This window comes from Actinokineospora sp. UTMC 2448, from assembly GCF_024760565.1.
GTDB lineage: Bacteria > Actinomycetota > Actinomycetes > Mycobacteriales > Pseudonocardiaceae > Actinokineospora > Actinokineospora fastidiosa.
This window is the reverse complement of the sequence record NZ_CP031087.1, coordinates 797880-817167: the sequence shown is the minus strand read 5'-3', so window position 1 is coordinate 817167 and position 19288 is coordinate 797880. Positions and strand designations below refer to the sequence as shown.

Below are 19288 nucleotides of genomic sequence, written 5' to 3'. Positions count from 1 at the left end.
GGATGAGCGCTCTCACCGAGCACGTCCGGGCCCGGCTCGACGACCAGGTCCGGGCGCTCACCCGCCATGCCGCGGGCATCCAGGCCGACAACGACCCCGAGCACGTGCACCAGCTGCGGGTGGCCGTGCGGCGGGCGCGTGCCGTCCTCAGGGCGGTGCGCTCCCACAAGCACCTGCGGGCCGAGCTGAAGTGGCTCGGCGCGGTGTGCGGCGACGTCCGCGACGACGACGTGCTGCTCGCCCGCCTGCGCGCGTCCGCGGCGGGGTTCACCGACGACGAGCGCGCGGCCGTCGAACGCCTGCTGTCCGGGATGGAGAAGCAGCGGCGCGGCGCGCGCAGGCACATGCTCGCCGCGCTGCGCAGCGCCCGCTTCCGGAGTCTGCTCGCCTCCCTCGAGGAGGCCGCGCGGGAGGCCGAGCCCGACGCGGGACCGGTGCTGAAGCGGCCGCGCCGCAGGTTCACCAAGGCCGTGGCGGGGCTCGGCGATGACCCCGCCGACGAGGAGCTGCACCGGCTGCGCATCCGGGGCAAGCGTTTGCGATACGCCGCCGAGCTGCACGGCAAGAAGGCGAAACCGGTGGTCAAGGCCGCGAAGCGGCTCCAGGACATCCTCGGCGACCACCAGGACGCCGTGGTCGCCGAGGAGCGCGTCCGCGCCCTGCTCGACGCGATGGACGACGTGCCCCTCGACGTCGCGCTCGTCGCCGGGCGGCTGATCGAGCGCGAGCACGCGCGCAAGTCCGCCTGCCGGGCCCGCTGGCGCGCGGCGGCGGCGAAGGTCGGGGCGAAGGCAAGCGCGCTGTAGAAACGATCACATATTACCGGCGGGTAATGTCGCGGACACCCTCGGTGTGCTAACCCTTCTGGGGGACACAGCATCCGATCGGAGGACGCGATGACCGCACCGGTGGTCGAGCAGGTTGTCGATACGGACCGGTATCCGCTGGACGATCCGGGCGTGGTGGCCGGGGCGCGGGCCGAGCTGGCCGAGTCCGGCTGCTGCGTGCTCGCCGACTTCATCCGCCCGGAACTGCGCGAGACGCTGCGCCGCGAGGGCGCGGACATCGCCCCGATGGCGCACTACGACACCGAGACCGTCAACGCGTACAACATCCCCGTCGACAGCGACCTCCCCGACGACCACCCCGGCCGCCGGACCATGGTGCGCGGCAACGCTTTTGTGCCATGGGATCGCATTCCGGCCACCGCGATTATCAACAAGCTCTACAGAAGCCCGGTTTTCCAGCGATTCGTCGCTGACTGCTTCGGACTGTCCGAAGTGCACGAACTGGCCGACCCGCTCGCCGGGCTGTGCCTGAACGTCGTGCGCCCCGGCATGGCGCACCCGTGGCACTTCGACACCAACGAGTTCACCGTCAGCATGCTGACGCAGGAGGCCGACGACGGCGGCGTCTTCGAGTACTGTCCCAACATCCGCTCGGCCGACGCGGAGAACCTGGCCGATGTCCGGGCCGTCCTCGACGGGGACACCCGGCCGGTGCGGCGGCTCGCCCTGCGGCCCGGTGACCTGCAGCTGTTCAAGGGCCGGTATTCCCTGCACCGGGTGACCGAGGTCGGCGGCGAGACCCAGCGCCACTCGGCGATCTTCGCCTACAGCGAGCGGCCCGGTGTCGTCGGCAGCCCCGCAAGGACCCGGCAGCTGTTCGGCCGGGTGCTGCCCGTCCACGAGCGGCGCCCGGTGCGCGGCGACGACCTTCTGGACTGACGCGATGAAACTGGACGCCACCGGGAAGGTCTCGCTCGACCACATCTACACCGCCCCCGACCCCCGCCCGTTCTTCAGCACCCTGCGCGGCCTGGACTACCGGGTGCCGCAGCTGGCCAAGCCGCACTTCGCCGAGCTGATCGCCCGCTCCGGCGCGGCCAGGGTGCTCGACATCGGCTGCTCGTACGGCGTCAACGCCGCCCTGCTGCGCTGCGACCTGACGATGGACGACCTGTACGCGCGCTACCCCGCCGACGACCGCCCGCGCGCCGAACTGCTCCTCGCCGACCGCGAACTGGTCCGCGCCCGCGGCGACCGGTCCTGGTTCGCGGGCCTGGACGCCTCCCGCCCGGCGCTGGACTACGCCCTGGCCGCGGGCTTCCTCGACGACGCCGTCCACGCCGACCTGGAGTCCAACGAGCCCACTGCCGCGCAGCGGGCCCTGTTCGACAGCGTCGACCTGGTGATCTCCACCGGCTGCATCGGCTACGTCACCGAGGCGACGCTGGCGCGCGTCGCGGGCGAGCGGACCCCGTGGATGGCCCACTTCGTGCTGCGCATGTTCCCGTTCACGCCCATCGCCGACCGCCTCGACGCGCTGGGCTACGAGACGGAGGTGGTGGACCGGATGTTCCCGCAGCGCCGGTTCGCCTCCGACGACGAGCAGGAACAGGTGCTCGACACCCTCGCCCAGGTCGGCGTCGACCCGTCCGGGTGGGAGACCGAGGGCTGGCTGTACGCCCGATTGCACATCTCCCGGCCCCGCGCCAGAGTTCTCCCCTGATCACTCCCCGCAGAGAAGGTTGACCCGTGAATAGTGCAGAGCTGTCGACGCGGACCTTCGGCAACGACGACCGGCTCCCCCGGGTGCCGCTGCCGACGCTGGAGGAGTCCTGCGACCGCTTCCTGCGGTGGTGCGCGCCGCTGCTGACGCCCGCCGAGCTGGCCGAGACCGAGGCGGCGGTGGCCGAGTTCCTCGCCCCGGACAGCCCTGCCCGCACGCTGCACGCCGAGTTGGAGAAGTACGACGCGACCGAGGGCGTGCGCAGCTGGCTCGACCTGTTCTGGCCGTCGCGGTACCTGGGCAGGCGGGACCGGATCGCGCTCAACGCCAACTTCTTCTTCCTGTTCGAGGACGTCCCGCTCGGGCAGGTCGAGCGGGCGGTGTCGCTGGTGTCCGCCGCGGTGGACTACAAGCTGGCGCTGGACGTCGAGGCCGTGCCGCCGGTGGTGCTGCGCGGTCAGCCGCAGTCGATGGAGCAGCAGAAGTTCCTGTTCTCCACGACCCGGATCCCCGGGGTGCGGCAGGACACCGTGCGCGCGCCCTACGGGCACGGGTGGGACGGTCCGTCGCCCGCGCGGCACATCGCCGTCTTCCACCGGGGCGCGGTGTACTCGCTGGACGTGCTCTCCGACGGGCGGCCGTACCCGGCGGAGGCGCTGGCCGAGGGGCTGCGGTCGATCATGGCCGAGGCGGTGCGCCCCGCGTCGCCCGTCGGCCACCTGACGACGAAGGCCCGCGCCGAGTGGGCGGCCTCCCGGGAGGCGCTGCTGCGCGAGAACGCGGAGGCGGTGGAGGTCATCGAGTCCGCGCTGTTCTGCCTGTGCCTCGAGGACTTCGCCCCGGCGGACACGCAGGCCGCGTGCGACCAGCTCCTGCACGGCGACAGCGGCAACCGCTGGTTCGACAAGGCCGTCTCGCTGATCGTCTTCGCCGACGGCAGGGCGGGCATCAACGTCGAGCACTGCGGCCTGGACGGCACCACGATCCTGGCCTTCACCGACGCCCTGCTGCGCCCGATCATCCCCCGGTCGACGGAGTTCGCCACCGGAAAGCCCGCGGTCACGCCCGTCGAGTTCACTGTGGACGACGCGCTGCGCGCGGACATCGCCGAGGCGGCGTCGTCGTTCGCCGCGTACGCCGCCGACACGGCGACCTCGATCGTCTCCTTCCCCGACTTCGGCGCGGACGCGATCAAGGCGCTCGGCATGTCGCCGGACGCGTTCGTGCAGATGGCGTACCAACTGGCGCACAAGCGGTCCAAGGGCCTGACGGGCGCGACGTACGAGTCGATCGCCACCCGCCAGTTCCAGAACGGCCGCACCGAGGCGATGCGCGTGGTGACGCCGGAGGTCCTGGCCTTCGTCAAGGCGATGGACGACCCGTCGCCGGAGGTCCGCCGCGCTGCCTTCCGCGCCGCGGCGGCAGCGCACGTGGCCAGGGCCAAGGAGTGCCAGGCGGGCCAGGCGCCGGAACAGCACCTGTGGGAACTGCAGTGGATCCAGCGCCGCCAGGGCGGCACCGCCCCCCTGCCCCTGTACGACTCCCCCGGCTGGCTGATCATGCGCGACGACTACCTGAGCACGTCGTCGGCCCCGTCGACCACCATCCAGTACTTCGGCTTCGGCTCGACGAGCAAGCAGTGCATCGGCGTCGCCTACGTCCTGCTCCCCGACCGCTTCAACGTCTACCTCAGCACCCCGCGCGCGGTCTCCCACGAGATGATGAAGTTCGCCGACCACCTCCGCGACGCGGTGGCCGAGCTGGGCGCCCTACTGGCGGACTGAGGGCCGCTCCCCGGGCAGCGCGTCGAGCACGTCGACGTGCTGCCCGGTGACGGCGATGTCGCGGGCGGGGTGAAGAAGGAGCAGCACCGCGACTCCCGCACCATGAGGGCGGCCGCCTCGCGGGGAGATCACGCCATCGTCAGGCGGACGACGGCGGCGGTGACGCGTTCGTCGGAGGCCGTCAGGGCGATGCGGACGTGCTTGCCGCCCGTGGGGCCGTAGAAGGTGCCGGGCGCGGCGAGGATGCCGTGGTCGGCCAGCCAGGAGACGGTGTCCCACGCCGGTTCCCCGCGCGTCGCCCACAGGTACAGGCCCGCCTGGGAGTGGTCGATGGTGAAGCCCGCCTCCGCCAGCGCGGCCCGCAGCGCCTCGCGGCGGCGGCCGAACCGCGCCTTCTGCGCGGCGACGTGGTCGTCGTCGGTCAGGGCGGCGGTCATGGCCGCCTGGACCGGGAACGGGACGATCATGCCCGCGTGCTTGCGCAGTTCCAGCAGGCGCGAGACCAGGGCGGGATCACCGGTGACGAAACCGGCGCGGTACCCGGCGAGGCTCGACGACTTCGACAGCGAGTGCACCGCCAGCAGCCCGGTGAAGTCGCCGTCGCAGACCGAGGGGTGCAGGATCGACACCGGCTCGGCGTCCCAGCCCAGCGACAGGTAGCACTCGTCCGAGGCGACGACGACGCCCCGCGAGCGCGCCCAGTCCACGACCTTGCGCAGGTGCTCGACCGGCAGCACCTTCCCGGTCGGGTTCGCCGGGGAGTTCAGCCACAGCAGCGACGGCGTGGCAGGCCCGATCTGGGTCAGGCTGTCGGCGCGCGTCACCGACGCGCCCGCGAGCAGGGCGCCCACCTCGTAGGTCGGGTAGGCCACCTCGGGGATCACCACCGAGGTGGCGCCCAGCAGCGTCGGCAGCCAGGCCACCAGCTCCTTGGACCCGATGGTCGGCAGCACCGCCAGCGGGTCGAGCCCGACCACGCCGAACCGGCGCGCCATCGCCGCCACCGCGGCCACCCGCAGCGCGGGCGTGCCGTGCGTGGTCGGGTATCCGGGCACGTCCGACACCGACGCCAGCGCGGCGCGGATGACCTCCGGCACCGGGTCGACCGGGGTGCCCACCGACAGGTCGACCACGCCGTCGGGATGCGCTCGCGCGCGGGCGGCGTGGTCGGCCAGGCTGTCCCAGGGAAAGTCCGGAAGCGTGGTCACTCGTCGTGGGAGCGCGGGTCCAGCGCCTTGATCCAGTCCGGGTCGTTGCTGGTCTTGCCGGTCTTGGACGCACCGCCGGGGGAGCCGAGCTCGTCGAAGAAGTCCACGTTCGCCTTGGTGTAGGCGGCCCACTGGTCGGGCACGTCGTCCTCGTAGTAGATGGCCTCGACCGGGCAGACCGGCTCGCAGGCTCCGCAGTCGACGCACTCGTCGGGGTGGATGTAGAGCATCCGGTCCCCTTCGTAGATGCAGTCGACGGGGCACTCCTCGATGCAGGCCTTGTCGAGCAAATCGACGCAGGGCTCGGCGATCACGTACGTCACTGCGGTCTCCTGCTCCTTCTATCTTCGACGGCGCGCAGGCGTCCTTCTGCGCGACACCGGCCAGTATCCCCTGCCCCCCACTGTGACACGCAGCAGGTGCCATGTTGTTCACAATGCAGGAGAAGGTGGCCCCATCCGGCGAGACTGGGGTAGTGCACCCGATGGAGACCCTGGAGGGCGTCTGCGCCGACGCCTGGCCCGCCGTCGTCCGCCGCGACCTCGGCGACTGGCGGATGCGCGCGGCGGGCGGCTACACCGGACGGGCTAACAGCACGCTGGCGATCGGCGACCCCGGGCTGCCGCTGCACCGCGCCCTGGACACCGTCGTCGCCTTCTCCCGCGAGCACGGCATCCGCCCCTACCTGCAGGTCGTCAGCGGTTCACCCGTCGAGGAGGACCTGACCGGCCACGGCTGGCGGGCGAACACCGCCCACGCCAAGGGCGCCGAGACGTACGTGCTCGTCGGCCCGACCCGGCCCGCGCCCGGCGATGTCCGCGACACCCCGCCCCCGGGCTGGCTGGAGGTCGCGGTGGGCGGCGCCCCGACACGTGCTCAAGAACACGTCCTCACCACCGGACCGCGCGTCGGTTTCGCCACGGTGTGGGACGGCGACGCCATCGCGGGCATCGCGCGCGGCTGCGTCGTGGGGGCGTACCTGCACGTCGCGGTCCTGGAGGTGCGCCCTGAGCACCGCCGCAGGGGCCACGGCGCCGCGCTGCTCGCCGCGCTCGACCACTGGGCCGGGACGCCCTACCGGGTCCTCCAGGTCACCACGGCCAACACCGCCGCGGTGGCCCTCTACCGCCGCGAGGGCCTCACCGAGTCCCACCGCTACCGATACTGGGTCGGCGACTGAGCCACTTGCGCCCCTTGCGCACCGCCCGCTTCAGGGCGGAGCGCTCGCCGAGGTAGTCGCCGAGGGCGCCGACGATCGGGAGCATGCCGATCAGCTGGTGGTAGAACCGGCCCTGCGGTCGCTTGTCCAGCTCCTCCCCCAGCGCGTAGAGGGTGCGGCCGAAGCGCCAGAGGGTGCGGGCGGCGGCCTTGACCGTCACCCGGCCGTGCTTGGCCGAGCTGGCGTCGAGCTCCTGGGTGAGGTCGGCGGTGGCGGCGTCCTCATCGGCGTCGGCCAGTCCCGCGCCGCGGGCCAGCTCGGGGGGGATGTCGCGGTCGAACAGGACGTGGGCGATCAGCCGGACGCGCTCGGCGGCGTCCAGGCCGTTCTCCATGCCGATCGCCGAGAGGACCAGGCCCTGGCCCGCGCTCGCCAGCGTCGTCTGGATCGGCAGGCGGTCGGCAAGGGCGCCGCCGACCCCGGGGATGGCCGCGATGAGCACCGTGAACCGGCCGACCCGGTTGAGCCACCAGTCCTCCCGCTCGGCGACGGTCATCCCGTCCCACGCCCGCGTCCCGGGCACGCGCACGTGCTCCAGGCCCGAGCGCAGCCGCTCGCGGATCGACTTGTCGACTTTCGCCAGGTGCTCGGTGTCTTCCCTGTCCGCGTCCGACCGGTCGGCCTCAGCGCTCGGCAGGACCTTGCGGACCAGGAAGAACGGGTTGGAGTCGCGCAGCGCGGCGAGCATGGGCGCGGTGGCCCGCACGAACGGCCGCAGGACGGACACCACGTGCTTGTCGGTGATGTACTCGGCCACGGGCCCAGTCTGGGTGATCGGCGCGGCGCCCGCAGGCTAGCCGCGTGTGTCCTGGTTGCGCGCGATGGCCGCCTTGGCCATCACGTCGCCGATCCGGAAGGCCGCCGGGAACGCGCCCGCGCCCAGCAACAGCAGCATCCGCCAGTCCGACAGGACGATCCGGTCGCCGCCGGGGCCGATGAGCACGAACAGCAGCAGCGTGCCCAGCCACACCCACAGCGGCGCGCCCGCGACCGCGGGCCGAGGGGCCACCCGGCCCGCCGCGCCGACCAGCCACCACATGCTGACCGCGGCGACCAGCGCGGAGATCGGGAACGGCGTGGCCCCGATGTCGGGCAGCAGCGTCCCGTCGAAGCGCAGCGGGAGGAAGAACAGCTCGAACACGGCGAGCACGGCGCTGATGACCAACAACCCGCCCAGCGACCCGCGCTCCGCGCTCACGACGGCCACGCCCGGCTCATCGGTCCGCGCCCGCGTGCTCGACCGGGGCGAGCCCGCCGAACAGGTCGGTCTCCACCGGGCCGGACCCGGACGCCAGCACGTAGCACTCGCTGTCGAGCACCGGTTGGGCGATCCCGTTGGACAGCGCGTAGACGACGGTGTCCGCGGCCTCCCCCGCGCCCTGCCACACGCTGACCTGGGTCGCGTGGGCGCGCAGGGCCCGCAGCTTGGCGGGCAGGTGGTCGCCGATGGCCACCCGCGTGGTGATCTCCCGGTCGGCCACCACCGGCAGCTCGCCCGGCTCGGGCATCCGGTAGGGCAGGTCGACGCCCGCCAGCGCGGCCAGGCCCGCCTCGACGTCCCCCTCGGACACGACCGCGTAGTACAGCCGCTGCACCTCAGGGCAGCTCGCGAGCGCCGCGACGGTCACCTCGTGGGCGCGGATGTGGTCGGGGTGGCCGTACCCGCCGTCGGGCCCGTAGGTCACCACGACCTGGGGCCGCACCTCGGCCAGGATCGCCGCCAGGGCGGCGGCCTGCTCGTCGAGGTCGCCCCCGACGAACGCGCGGGGATGGGCGTTGGCGGGCGTGTCGACCATGCCGGAGTCCCGCCAGCGGCCCATGCCGCCGAGGTAGCGGTGGTCGGAGACGCCGAGCGCGGCGCACGCGGCGCGCAGCTCGGCCACCCGGTAGCCGCCGAGCTGGTCGGCGGCGTGCGCGCCGAGTTGGGCGAGCGAGTCGGGGATGATCTCGCCCTCCTCGCCCAGGGTGCAGGTCACCAGGGTCACCTGCACGCCCGCGGCGGCGTAGCGGGCGATGGTCCCGCCGGTCCACAGGCTCTCGTCGTCCGGGTGCGCGTGGACGAGCAGCAGTCGTGGTGGGGCTGTCAGCATCGGGGTCAGCCTATGCACAGTAAGGCGATGCAGGCGCGGGGACCCCGTGGTCCCCGCGCCTGCATACGGCGTCCAGCGGAGAAGTCGATCTTCCCCGGTCGGTCACCCTACTACGGGAGCACCTGCCGCTCCTCGGCGAAGTGGCACGCCGAGACGGTGGCGCCGTGGGCCACCAGCGGCGGCTCCTCGGTCGCGCAGATGTCCTGCGCCTTCCAGCACCGCGTCCGGAACCGGCACCCCGACGGCGGGTTGGCCGGGCTGGGCACGTCGCCGGTCAGCACGATGCGCTGCCGCTGCCGCTCCTGCTTGGGGTCGGGCACCGGCACCGCGGACAGCAGCGCCTGGGTGTACGGGTGGGTCGGCCGCTCGTAGATGGAGTTGCGGTCGCCGACCTCGACGATCTTGCCCAGGTACATGACCGCGACCCGGTGCGAGATGTGCCGGACCACCGACAGGTCGTGCGCGACGAACAGGTACGCCAGACCCATCCGCTCCTGCAGTTCCTCCAGCAGGTTGACCACACCCGCCTGCACCGACACGTCCAGCGCGGACACCGGCTCGTCCAGCACGATCATCTTGGGGTCGAGGGCCAGCGCGCGGGCGATGCCGATGCGCTGGCGCTGACCGCCGGAGAACTCGTGCGGGTACCGGTTGCGGTGCTCGGGGTTGAGGCCGACCAGCTCGAGCAGCTCGTCGACCCGCCGCTGGATCTTCTCGTCGGAGCCGTACTTGTGGATGCGCAGCGGCTCGGCCACCACGTCGTTGACCTGCCAGCGCGGGTCGAGCGAGGCGTAGGGGTCCTGGAAGACGATCTGCATGTCCTTGCGCAGCGGGCGCAGCTGCGCAGGCTTGAGCGTGGTCAGCTCGCGGCCCTCGAACTTGACCGACCCCGACGTCGGCTTGTGCAGCTGCAGGATGGCCCGCCCGGTGGTGGACTTCCCGCAGCCGGACTCGCCGACCAGGCCCAGCGTCTCGCCCTTGTTCAGGGTCATGCTGACCCCGGCCACGGCCTGCACCTCGGCCACGGTGCGCGGGATGATCCCGCCGCCGCGCACCGGGAACGTCTTGACCAGGTCGGTGACCTCCAGCAGCGGCGCGCTGCCGGTCCGGGGGGCGGACTGGGGGTCCGCCTTGGCGTAAGTCTCGGTCATGACGAATGGCCTTCCTGGTGCAGCCGCTGCTCGACCGCTTCCACGTCGTCGCCGACGTGGGTCGCGCCCGTGCCGGGCAGGATCGTGTCGTCGATCGTGCCGATCTCCTCGTGCTCGAACAGCTTCTCCGGGTTCGGCAGCGAGGCCAGGTGCTGCCAGCGGTGGCAGCGGCCGAAGTGGTTGCCCGAGTCGGTCGGCGTCAGCGGGGGCTCGACGCTGCGGCACTCGTCGATGACGAGCGGGCAGCGCGGCGAGAACGAGCAGCCGGTGGGCAGGTTGATCAGCGAGGGCGGGGCGCCCAGGATCGGGGTGAGCCGCTTGCCCAGCATCGTCGGGTCCGGCAGCGAGCCGAGCAGCCCGACGGTGTAGGGCATCCGGGGGCGGTCGAACACCTCGTCGACCGGCCCGGCCTCGACGACCGTGCCCGCGTACATGACCTGCACGCGGTCGACCATGCCCGCGACGACACCCAGGTCGTGGGTGATCATCACGATGGCCGCGTCCGTCTCGTCGCGGATGCGGAGCATGGTCTCCAGGATCTGCGCCTGGACGGTCACGTCGAGGGCCGTGGTCGGCTCGTCGGCGATGATCACGTCCGGGTCGTTGATGATCGCCATGGCGATCACCACGCGCTGGCGCATGCCGCCGGAGAACTCGTGCGGGTACTGGTGCGCCCGCTTCTGCGGCTCCGGGATGCCGACGAGCTCCAGCGCCTCGACGGCCTTGGCCCAGGCGACCTTCTTGGACACGTCGTGGTGGGCCTTGTAGGCCTCCGCGAGCTGCCACCCGATGGTGAAGACCGGGTTCAGCGAGGTCATCGGGTCCTGGAAGATCATGGCGATGCCGTTGTTGCGGATGCCCTGCATCTGCTTGTACGACCGCCCGACCAGCTCCCGGTCGCGGAACTTGATCGAGCCGGTGATCTTCGCGGAGCGGGGCAGCAGGCCCATCACGGCCATGGACGACACCGACTTGCCCGAGCCGGACTCGCCGACGATGCCCAGCACCTCGCGGGGGCGCAGCGTGTAGGACACGTTGCGGACCGCGCGCACGTTGCCGTCGTCGGTCGGGAACGTGACCGAGAGGTCGTCCACGGCGAGCACAGCGTCGGTGGTGACGCGCTCGTTGAGTACGGTCATCAGGCACGCACCTTCGTCTGACGAGGGTCGAACGCGTCGCGCAGGCCGTCGCCGATGAAGTTGACGCACAGCGACAGCGCGACGATGACCACGAACGGGCCCCAGAACAGCCAGGGCCTGGTGGTGATCTGGGCGTAGTTCTCGCTGATGATCAGGCCGAGCGAGGTGTCGGGGATCTGCACGCCCAGTCCGATGAAGGACAGCGCGGCCTCGGACAGCACGGCGAGGGCGATGGCCAGGGTGGCGTTCACCGTGATGCTGCCGACCATGTTGGGCACCAGGTGCCGGAAGATCACCCAGCGGGTGGTCGCGCCGGAGGCGCTGGCCGCCTCGATGAACTCCCGCTGCGACAGCGACAGCGTCTCGCCGCGGGTGATACGGGCGATGGACATCCACCCGAACGACGCCAGCACCAGGGCCACCACGTACCAGCTTCCGCTGAACGCCTTGACCAGGATGCCCGCGACGGCGATGGCCGGGATGATCAGCATCAGGTCGATGACGCGGCTGATCGCGGTGTCGACGAAGCCGCGCAGGTAGCCCGCGAGCGCGCCCAGGGTCACGCCGACCAGCGTGGCCAGGACCGCCACGGTGAGCGCGATCTGCACCGACAGCCGGGTGCCCCGCATGAGCTGGGCCAGCATGTCCTTGCCGATCTGGTTCGTGCCGAGCGGGTGCTCGGCGCTGGGCGGCTCGAACCGCCCGCCGGACGAGTCGTCGACCGAGATCCCCCAGAACAGCGGGCCGATCATGCCGAAGGCCACGATCAGGAGGAACACGATGAGGCTGGTCACGGCCAGCTTGTGCCGGAAGAAGCGCTGCCGGATCAGCGTGCTCTGCTTGCGCGCCTTGGAGGCGTCGAACTCGCTCGCCGTCCCGATCGGGGGGCCGGGCTGGTTCGCGGTGAGCAGCATCGGGTCGCTAGGCAAGACGGATCCTCGGGTCGAGTACGCCGTACATGATGTCGGCGACGAGGTTGAAGATGATGACCATGGTCGCGGTGACCATCAGCCAGCCCATCAGCATGTTCGGGTCGAACTGGCGCACCGAGCTGACCAGCAGGAAGCCCATCCCGCGCCAGCCGAACACGGTCTCGGTCACGATCGCGCCGGTGAAGACGATGGCGAAGTTGATCGAGAACAGCGTGGTCACCGGGATCATCGCGTTGCGGAAGGCGTGCCGCAGGATGACGCGGCGCTGCGAGAGGCCCTTGGCCTTGGCGGTGCGCACGTAGTCCGAGTGCAGCGTCTCCAGCATCGAGGCGCGCTGGAAGCGGCTGTAGGCGGCGAAGCTGATCAGCGCCAAGGTGATCGTCGGCAGTGTGTACTGGCCGGTGTACTGATAAAGGACGTCGATGAACCCGCCCTCGTAGCCGGTCGTCGCAGGCGAGACCGTGCTCAGCCAGCGCTCCATTCCCATGCTGTTGAGGACGTTGTTGAACTCGATGCCGTAGGTCTTGAGGATCACCGCGACACAGAAGACCGGCATGGAGAACATCAGGAAGGCCGCGGACGTGGCGAAGTAGTCGAAGATCGAGTACTGCTTCACGGCCGCGAGCACGCCGACGGACACACCCAGCAGGATCGCCAGCAGCTCCGCGCCGATGACCAGGCGGAACGTGATCCAGAGCGAGCGCATGACGGAGTCGAAGACCTCGACGCTGGCCTGGCCGAGAGCGATGCTCTCACCCCAGTCGCCGGACAGGAAGTCCGTCAGCCAGATCCAGTAGCGCTCGATGACGGGCTTGTCCAGGCCCAGGCTGATCTCGAGGGAGCGGACCATCTCCTCGGTCACGTTGGGTTGGGCCCGGTACTCCGCGAGCGGGTTGCCTGCCGAGGCAACCATCAGGTAGGCGAGAAAGCTGCCGATCAGCAGGATCGGGATTGATATCAGCAGCCTTCGGATGATGTAGCGAATCACGAGAACTCCTCGGTGGGGCCCAGGCGACCGGTAGGTGCGCTCCGGCGTCCTGACCCAGCCAGTGTGCGCCGGCCGCGGTCAGTGCCCAAGCGGAAGGGGCCGGACTGTGTGGCCCGGCCCCTCCGCTCGTCGACCTGTCAACCGCCAGGGGGCGGCGTGGTGACTAGGAGACGACCCACTCGTTGGCGTTCCACAGGGTGCCGTAGTACGACTGGAAGAACACCTTGTCGACGCCCTTGAACGCCCACATGCGCGGCAGCGGGAACAGCGGCAGCGAGTAGTTCTCCTCAGCCAGGATGGCGTCGGCCTTGGCGTAGGCCGCGGTGGCGGCCGCCTCGTCGAGGTTGGTGGTCGCGTCGGCCAGGGCCGCGTCGACCTCCTTGTTCGACCAGTTGGACCAGTTCTGGCCACCGCCGGTGGAGTAGATCGACTTCTGGCCCGACTTGAACGGCGCCGACGACCACGCGAACAGCGCGATGTCGTAGTCGCCCTGGCTCACGCGGGTGTCCAGGAAGTTCGGGTCGGTGTCGTCGATGATCTCGATGCCAGCGGGCTTGCAGTGCGACTGCACGAGCTCGACGGTCTGCTTGCGGCGCGGGATGTCGGTGTGCGCGATCTTCAGCGAGACCTTCTCACCGTTCTTGGTGGCGAAGCCGTCCGGGCCGATGGTGTAGCCGGCGCCCTCGAGGGTGGCCTTGGCGGCGTTGGCGTCACCGGTGTACTGCGCGTAGTTGTCGGTGTAGCCGTCCTCGCCCTGGAAGAAGATCAGGCTGCCCTTGGGCTGGGCGTCCTCGAGCACCGGGCGGACCAGCTTCTCGACCAGCTCGTCGCGGTTCACGCACTGCATGAACGCCTTGCGGACCGCCTGGTCCTTGAGCCACTTGTTCTCGACGTTGAGGTCGAAGTGCTCGAAGGTCAGACCCGCGGTCGCGCCGAAGGTCACGCCCTGGGCGGACAGGTTGCGCAGCCGCTCGGCGGCGTTGGCGTCCGGCTGGGCCATGGAGTTGACGACGAGCTCGCCGTTCTCCAGCGCCTGGGCCTGGGCGACCTGGTCGGCGATGCCGCGCAGGACGATCTTGGCCGGGCCGCCGGGCTTACCGGCGAACTTCTCGTTGCGCTCCAGGGTCACCGAGTTGTTCTGCTCGAACGCGGTGATCTTGTACTGCGCGGAGGACGGCATCAGCTTGGCGTCGAAGCCGTTCCACTTGGTCTTCCAGAAGTCGGCGACCTTCTTCAGCTCGGCGATGTCCGAGGTGGGGGTCAGCTTCGTGATGTCGGCGATGCCGGTTTCCTGCTCCAGGATGTGGGCGGGCAGGATGTCCAGCGAGATGCCGAAGAGGCTCTTGTAGTCCGGGAAGGTCTCGGAGAAGGTGGTCACGACCTGGGTGGGGGTCGGGCACTCCAGCTTCTCGAGGACGTCGTACCCGGTGGTGCCCGCCGCGGTGAAGATGTCGGCGTCACCCTCCTTGACCTTGCCGGTCTGGGAGAGCCAGGCCAGGTGGAAGTCGTCGCAGTCCCAGGCCTCGCCGTCGGACCAGGTCACGCCCGGCTTGATGTTCCAGGTGACGACCTGCGGGTCCTTGTTGGTCAGCTCGACCGACTCCATGACGTCCTTGTTGAGCAGGACGTTGTCGTTGCCGTCGAGCTTGTAGGCGCCGGACAGGACCATGGTCAGCGCGAACGAGTTGTACGAGTTGTTCGCGTCGGCCGCGGCGTTGTTGTAGGCCGTGAACGGGTTGTCGGTGGAGACCTTGATCTCCTGGGTGCCCTGCTCCACGTCCGGAGAGGTGTACTCGTCGCCCGACTGGCCCTTAGCGGTGGCCATCGACTTGATGTCGGTGGTCCCGTCGGTGGATCCGTTGCCGCCGTCACCGTTCGATCCGCCGCACGCGCTCAGGACGAGCGACGTTCCGACGACCGCGGCGAATGCCGACAGTGTGGATTTCTTGATTGACACGTGCCCTCCTAGCACAGGGCCCCGCCCTCGGCCGGTCCGGCCGAACGGTCCCTTACCCATCACGCCCCCAACGACCGTTGGGCGGCGCACTAGCTGCGCACGCTAGGAACGAAGAGGGCTCCCGGTCACCTCTGCCACGGCGATCGTGACCAAAGGGTGACACGCGGGGGCCGGCACGCAACGTGTCCGTTACCACTTGGCACACAGCGCAGGACGACGGTGACAATCCGTGTCCAGATTGCGACTATGTCCCAAGCGCGGCATGTCCACTTCCTGCCAAAACGCCCGTCAGGGCCGATCGGCGACGAGACCCCCTCCGTTCGGCGTCCGTACGGACGGCTGAACGGAAGCAGTACCCCGAAGCCGGGCGACCACTGTTCGTGACGTCCACCGTGGTGAGACCACTCGGTGCCCCGGCGGGCCGGAGGGCGCTGCGCGCACTCGGCGCGCTGGACGGCCGCTAGGTGTCAATCTGGTTCTCCCCGCTCGACCTGTGAAGGCGGCGCTGACCGCCTAGACCGGGCGCTGACGGCCATGGACCGCCCGGCGACCGCCCTGGTCGAGCAGGCGCGCGTGGCCTCCACGGTGGACGCTGCGGGCCTGCGCGGGCGGCGTGGTCGCCTGAGTCTCAGCCGCGCCGGTGCCACTGGTCGGCGACGGCGAACGGGCCCGCGAGCGGCGGCCCGGCGGCCACGCCCGCCACCGTCCGGTGCGTGACCAGCTGGTCGGTCTCCTGGTAGAGCGGGTAGACCAGCGCCGCCTGCCACAGCCTCGGCTCCACGCTCTCCAGGACCGACGCGACCGGGGCCGATCCGGTCAGCGCGGACTCGATGGCCTCGTCGGTGCTGAGGTCGCAGTAGCCCAGGGGGTTCGCGGTCGGGTCCGGAGCCGTGGGCGGCGGGGTCGGGGTGGTCGACGGGGCCGGGTGCGCGGTGGCGGTGCAGCCGAAGCGGCCCGCGAGCGTGGTGGCGGGGTCGCTGTCCGCCGGAAGCGGGCCGACCAGGAGGTCAACAGGCTCTGGTGACCGGTACGGGTCGGCCGGCGTGGCGATGCTGGACTGGATGCCCGCCTCGGTGAGCTGGCGCTGCAGTTCGGTCGCCAGCTCCGTGTAGTCGGGGCGGCCCGCGGCGATGACAAGCGTGAGCGGGCTGCCGCCGCGCGCCCACACGCCCGCGGTGTCCTTGGCGAAGCCCGCGTCGGTGAGCAGTTGCTGGGTCTGCTTCGCGTTCGGCTTGACCGGCACGCCGGAGGGCCGCGTCGCGGCGTAGTCCGGCGCGGACGGCGGCAGGACCAGGGCGTCGGCGGGCAGCGCGGCCGCGGGTCCGCCGCCGGTGCCCGCCGCGATCAGCGCGGCGCGGTCGAGCGCGGCCACGACGGCCCGGCGCACGGCCGACTCGCGCATGGCCTCGCTGACCGGCCGCAGCAGCACCGTCGCCACGGTCGGACGCGGGACGGCCGACGTGGTCACCTCCGCGCCCAGGCCCTCGATCAGCGGTTCGTCGTCGGCGTCGACCGGGGTGAGCCCGACCTGCTGGTGGCCGGTGCGCAGCGCGCCGACCATGCCGGGGACGTCCGTGCGGCGCAGCACGACGCGGTCGAGCTCGACCGGCTCCGCCCAGTAGCGGTCGTTGCGCTCCAGCACGACCTCGCCGCGGTCGCGGTCGAGCAGGCGCAGCGAGTACGGGCCGCCGCTGGCCGGGTAGCCGTCGGCGAGCGCCCCGTCCCAGCCGCCGGGGCTGTCCTTGAGCAGGTGCGCGGGCAGCAGGTCGCCGAACAGCGACCGCCAGCCGGGGTACGGCTTGGCGAAGGTCACCTCGACGACCTTGCCCCCGTCACTGGCCGAGATGTTCGAGATCAGCTGGTAGCCCGCGGCGTCGATGGCCCCGGGCGCGTCGCGCAGCTGCTCCCACAGGTAGACGAAGTCCTCGGCGGCGATCGGCGCGGAGTCCGACCACGCCGCCTCCGGCCGCACCCGGTAGGTCACGACGTACGGCTCGGCCGAGGTGACCTCGGCCGAGACCATGAGCGTGCGGTCCAGCCGCCGCACGCCGTCCGGGCCGGTGCGGAAGACCGAGGGCAGCATCGTCTGCGCGAGCGCGGTGGTGATCGCGGACTGGTCGGCGAGCTTGTGCGGGTTGTAGCCGCCCGCCACGCTGTCGACCCCGACGACGATCTCGCCGGTGTCCACCGCGCGGCTCGGCTCGGTGCGGGCGACGTCGGTGGTGACCAGCGGCGGCGGGGGCGCGTTCGTGCAGCCCGCCAGCGCCAGAGCGGCCACCACCGCGACTACCCGACGCACGACCGACCTCCCCTGGATCCCCCGGGAGACATGCTGCCAGAAAACCGGGGGCGCCCACGCACCGGTTGGACAACCCCAACCACTCTACTTCTGGTCGCGCGCCTTCTCCCGCGACCGCGTCCGGGCGCGGCTGGTGGCGTCCAGGATGACCTTGCGCACCCGCACGACGTCCGGCGCGACCTCGACGCACTCGTCGGCGGCGCAGAACTCCAGCGCCTCCTCGAGCGAGAGCTTGCGCGGACGGGCCAGCGTCTCCATCACGTCGGCCGTGGAGGAGCGCATGTTGGTGAGCTTCTTCTCCTTGGTGACGTTCACGTCGAGGTCCTCGGCGCGCGGGTTCTCCCCGACGACCATGCCCTCGTAGACGTCCGCGCCGGGCTCGACGAAGAACGTGCCCCGGTCGGCCAGCTGCAGCATGGCGTAGCCGGTCACCGCGCCCTGGCGGTCGGCCACCAGCGAGCCGCTGTGCCTGCTGCGGATCTCACCGGCCCACGGGAAGTAGCCCTCGAAGATGGCGTTGGCGATGCCGGTGCCGCGGGTCTCGGTGAGGAAGTCCGTGCGGAAGCCGATCAGGCCGCGGGAGGGCACCACGAACTCGATCTTGACCCGGCCGGAGCCGTGCCCGCCCATCTGCTCCATCCGGCCCTTGCGGTTGGCCAGCAGCTGGGTGACCGCGCCGAGGTGCTCCTCGGGGGTGTCGACGGTCAGCCGCTCGAACGGCTCGCACAGCTTGCCGTCGATGGTGCGGGTGACGACGTCGGGCTTGCCGACGGTCAGCTCGAAGCCCTCGCGGCGCATCTGCTCGACCAGGATGGCCAGCGCCAGCTCGCCCCGGCCCTGCACCTCCCAGGCGTCGGGGCGCTCGGTGGGCAGCACGCGCACGCTGACGTTGCCGACGAGTTCGGCGTCGAGGCGGTTCTTCAGCAGCCGCGCGGTGATCTTGGTGCCGCCGTTGCGCCCGGCCAGCGGCGAGGTGTTGACGCCGATGGTCATGGAGATGGCGGGCTCGTCGACGGTGAGCCGGGGCAGCGCCTCGGGGTTCTCGGTGTCGGCGAGGGTGTCGCCGATGGTGATGTCCGGGATGCCCGCGATGGCGACCAGGTCGCCTGCGGCCGCCTCCTCGGCGGGCACGCGCTCCAGCGCCTCGGTGATGAGCAGTTCGGTGATGCGGACGTTGGTGGCGCTGCCGTCGGCGCGCATCCAGGCCACGGTCTGGCCCTTGCGGAGCTTGCCCGCGTGGATGCGGCACAGGGCGATGCGGCCGAGGAACGCCGAGGCGTCGAGGTTGGTCACCAGCGCGCGCAGCGGGGCCTCGGCGTCGCCGACCGGCGGCGGGACGGTGCCCAGCAGCAGGTCGAACAGCGGGTCGAGGTTCTCGCTGTCGGGCAGGCCGCCGTCCTCGGGCTGGTTGAGGCTCGCCCGGCCCGCGCGCGCCGAGGCGTAGACGACGGGCAGGTCGAGGACGGACTCGTCGAGGTCGTCGAACTCCGAGGCCAGGTCGAGCAGCAGGTCGTGGGTCTCCTCCACGACCTCGGCGATGCGCGCGTCGGGGCGGTCGACCTTGTTGACGACCAGCACGACCGGCAGCTTCGACGCCAGTGCCTTGCGGAGCACGAACCGGGTCTGCGGCAGCGGGCCCTCGGAGGCGTCGACCAGCAGCAGGACGCCGTCGACCATCGACAGGCCGCGCTCGACCTCGCCGCCGAAGTCGGCGTGGCCGGGGGTGTCGACGACGTTGATCGTCACCGGGCCGTCAGCGGTCTGTCGGCGCACGGCGGTGTTCTTGGCGAGAATGGTGATGCCCTTCTCGCGCTCGAGTTCACCGGAGTCCATGACGCGGTCGACGAGTTCCGCCCTGGCGGCGAACGCCCCTGACTGGCGCAACATGGCGTCGACCAGGGTGGTCTTGCCGTGGTCGACGTGCGCCACGATCGCGACGTTGCGCAGGTCGAGTCGGCGCAGGCTGACGGGCTCGGCGGTGGCAGTGGGCACGCTCGTGCTCCCGGGTTC

At 71.2% G+C, this 19288-nt stretch carries 17 protein-coding genes; 5 read left to right on the top strand and 12 right to left on the bottom strand.

Annotated features, from left to right (window positions below; all coding sequences use genetic code 11):
* Window positions 1-2: 2 nt before the first annotated feature.
* The 4 genes from Actkin_RS03990 (at window position 3) to Actkin_RS03975 (ending at window position 4295) form a co-directional block, all read left to right on the top strand.
* Window positions 3-806: a CHAD domain-containing protein gene (locus tag Actkin_RS03990; RefSeq protein ID WP_258905964.1), complete on the top strand. Its 804-nt coding sequence runs from the start codon at window positions 3-5 to the stop codon at window positions 804-806.
* Window positions 807-896: 90 nt separating this feature from the next.
* Complete coding sequence (locus Actkin_RS03985; protein ID WP_258905963.1) at window positions 897-1727, top strand: HalD/BesD family halogenase; 831 nt, start codon at window positions 897-899, stop codon at window positions 1725-1727.
* Window positions 1728-1731: 4 nt separating this feature from the next.
* Window positions 1732-2511, top strand: a complete 780-nt coding sequence (locus Actkin_RS03980) for a class I SAM-dependent methyltransferase (protein WP_189208354.1) — start codon at window positions 1732-1734, stop codon at window positions 2509-2511.
* 26 nt (window positions 2512-2537) lie between these two features.
* On the top strand, window positions 2538-4295 hold the full coding sequence (locus Actkin_RS03975) for a choline/carnitine O-acyltransferase (protein WP_258905962.1): 1758 nt from the start codon (window positions 2538-2540) through the stop codon (window positions 4293-4295).
* Window positions 4296-4423: 128 nt separating this feature from the next.
* Here Actkin_RS03975 and dapC read toward each other — a convergent pair whose 3' ends face one another.
* Together dapC and fdxA are read right to left on the bottom strand one after the other, a co-directional pair.
* Window positions 4424-5503, bottom strand: coding sequence for a succinyldiaminopimelate transaminase (gene dapC / locus Actkin_RS03970; RefSeq protein ID WP_189208356.1), 1080 nt, complete (start codon window positions 5501-5503; stop codon window positions 4424-4426).
* Window positions 5500-5826 (bottom strand): ferredoxin, encoded by a 327-nt coding sequence (fdxA, locus tag Actkin_RS03965; RefSeq protein ID WP_189208357.1) that lies wholly within the window; start codon window positions 5824-5826, stop codon window positions 5500-5502. Before fdxA ends, dapC begins: the two co-directional genes overlap by 4 nt.
* 101 nt (window positions 5827-5927) lie before the next feature.
* Between fdxA and Actkin_RS03960 the strand changes: the two genes are divergently transcribed.
* Window positions 5928-6683 (top strand): GNAT family N-acetyltransferase, encoded by a 756-nt coding sequence (locus tag Actkin_RS03960; RefSeq protein ID WP_258905960.1) that lies wholly within the window; start codon window positions 5928-5930, stop codon window positions 6681-6683.
* Here Actkin_RS03960 and Actkin_RS03955 read toward each other — a convergent pair.
* The 10 genes from Actkin_RS03955 to typA form a co-directional block, all read right to left on the bottom strand.
* On the bottom strand, window positions 6643-7479 hold the full coding sequence (locus tag Actkin_RS03955) for a hypothetical protein (protein WP_258905959.1): 837 nt from the start codon (window positions 7477-7479) through the stop codon (window positions 6643-6645). The two genes, Actkin_RS03960 and Actkin_RS03955, sit on opposite strands and share 41 nt — an antisense overlap.
* A 36-nt stretch (window positions 7480-7515) precedes the next feature.
* Entirely contained in the window at window positions 7516-7929 is a 414-nt protein-coding gene (locus tag Actkin_RS03950; protein ID WP_258905958.1) for a hypothetical protein, read from the bottom strand.
* Window positions 7930-7936: 7 nt separating this feature from the next.
* Window positions 7937-8812: an N-acetyl-1-D-myo-inositol-2-amino-2-deoxy-alpha-D-glucopyranoside deacetylase gene (gene mshB / locus Actkin_RS03945; RefSeq protein ID WP_189208360.1), complete on the bottom strand. Its 876-nt coding sequence runs from the start codon at window positions 8810-8812 to the stop codon at window positions 7937-7939.
* A gap of 110 nt (window positions 8813-8922) precedes the next feature.
* Entirely contained in the window at window positions 8923-9963 is a 1041-nt protein-coding gene (locus tag Actkin_RS03940; protein ID WP_189208361.1) for an ABC transporter ATP-binding protein, read from the bottom strand.
* Window positions 9960-11102: an ABC transporter ATP-binding protein gene (locus Actkin_RS03935; protein ID WP_189208362.1), complete on the bottom strand. Its 1143-nt coding sequence runs from the start codon at window positions 11100-11102 to the stop codon at window positions 9960-9962. The genes Actkin_RS03940 and Actkin_RS03935 overlap by 4 nt, the downstream gene beginning before the upstream one ends.
* A complete protein-coding gene (locus tag Actkin_RS03930; RefSeq protein ID WP_189209957.1) occupies window positions 11102-12016 on the bottom strand; it encodes an ABC transporter permease in 915 nt (304 codons plus the stop codon). Before Actkin_RS03930 ends, Actkin_RS03935 begins: the two co-directional genes overlap by 1 nt.
* 7 nt (window positions 12017-12023) lie before the next feature.
* On the bottom strand, window positions 12024-13022 hold the full coding sequence (locus tag Actkin_RS03925) for an ABC transporter permease (RefSeq protein WP_229786417.1): 999 nt from the start codon (window positions 13020-13022) through the stop codon (window positions 12024-12026).
* Window positions 13023-13185: 163 nt separating this feature from the next.
* The gene (locus Actkin_RS03920) at window positions 13186-14979 is read right to left on the bottom strand and encodes an ABC transporter family substrate-binding protein (RefSeq protein ID WP_229786419.1); all 1794 of its coding nucleotides are present in this window, start codon (window positions 14977-14979) and stop codon (window positions 13186-13188) included.
* A gap of 628 nt (window positions 14980-15607) precedes the next feature.
* On the bottom strand, window positions 15608-17278 hold the full coding sequence (locus Actkin_RS03915; RefSeq protein ID WP_229786420.1) for an ABC transporter family substrate-binding protein: 1671 nt from the start codon (window positions 17276-17278) through the stop codon (window positions 15608-15610).
* A gap of 84 nt (window positions 17279-17362) precedes the next feature.
* Window positions 17363-19270, bottom strand: a complete 1908-nt coding sequence (gene typA / locus Actkin_RS03910) for a translational GTPase TypA (RefSeq protein ID WP_189208364.1) — start codon at window positions 19268-19270, stop codon at window positions 17363-17365.
* Window positions 19271-19288 lie beyond the last annotated feature (18 nt).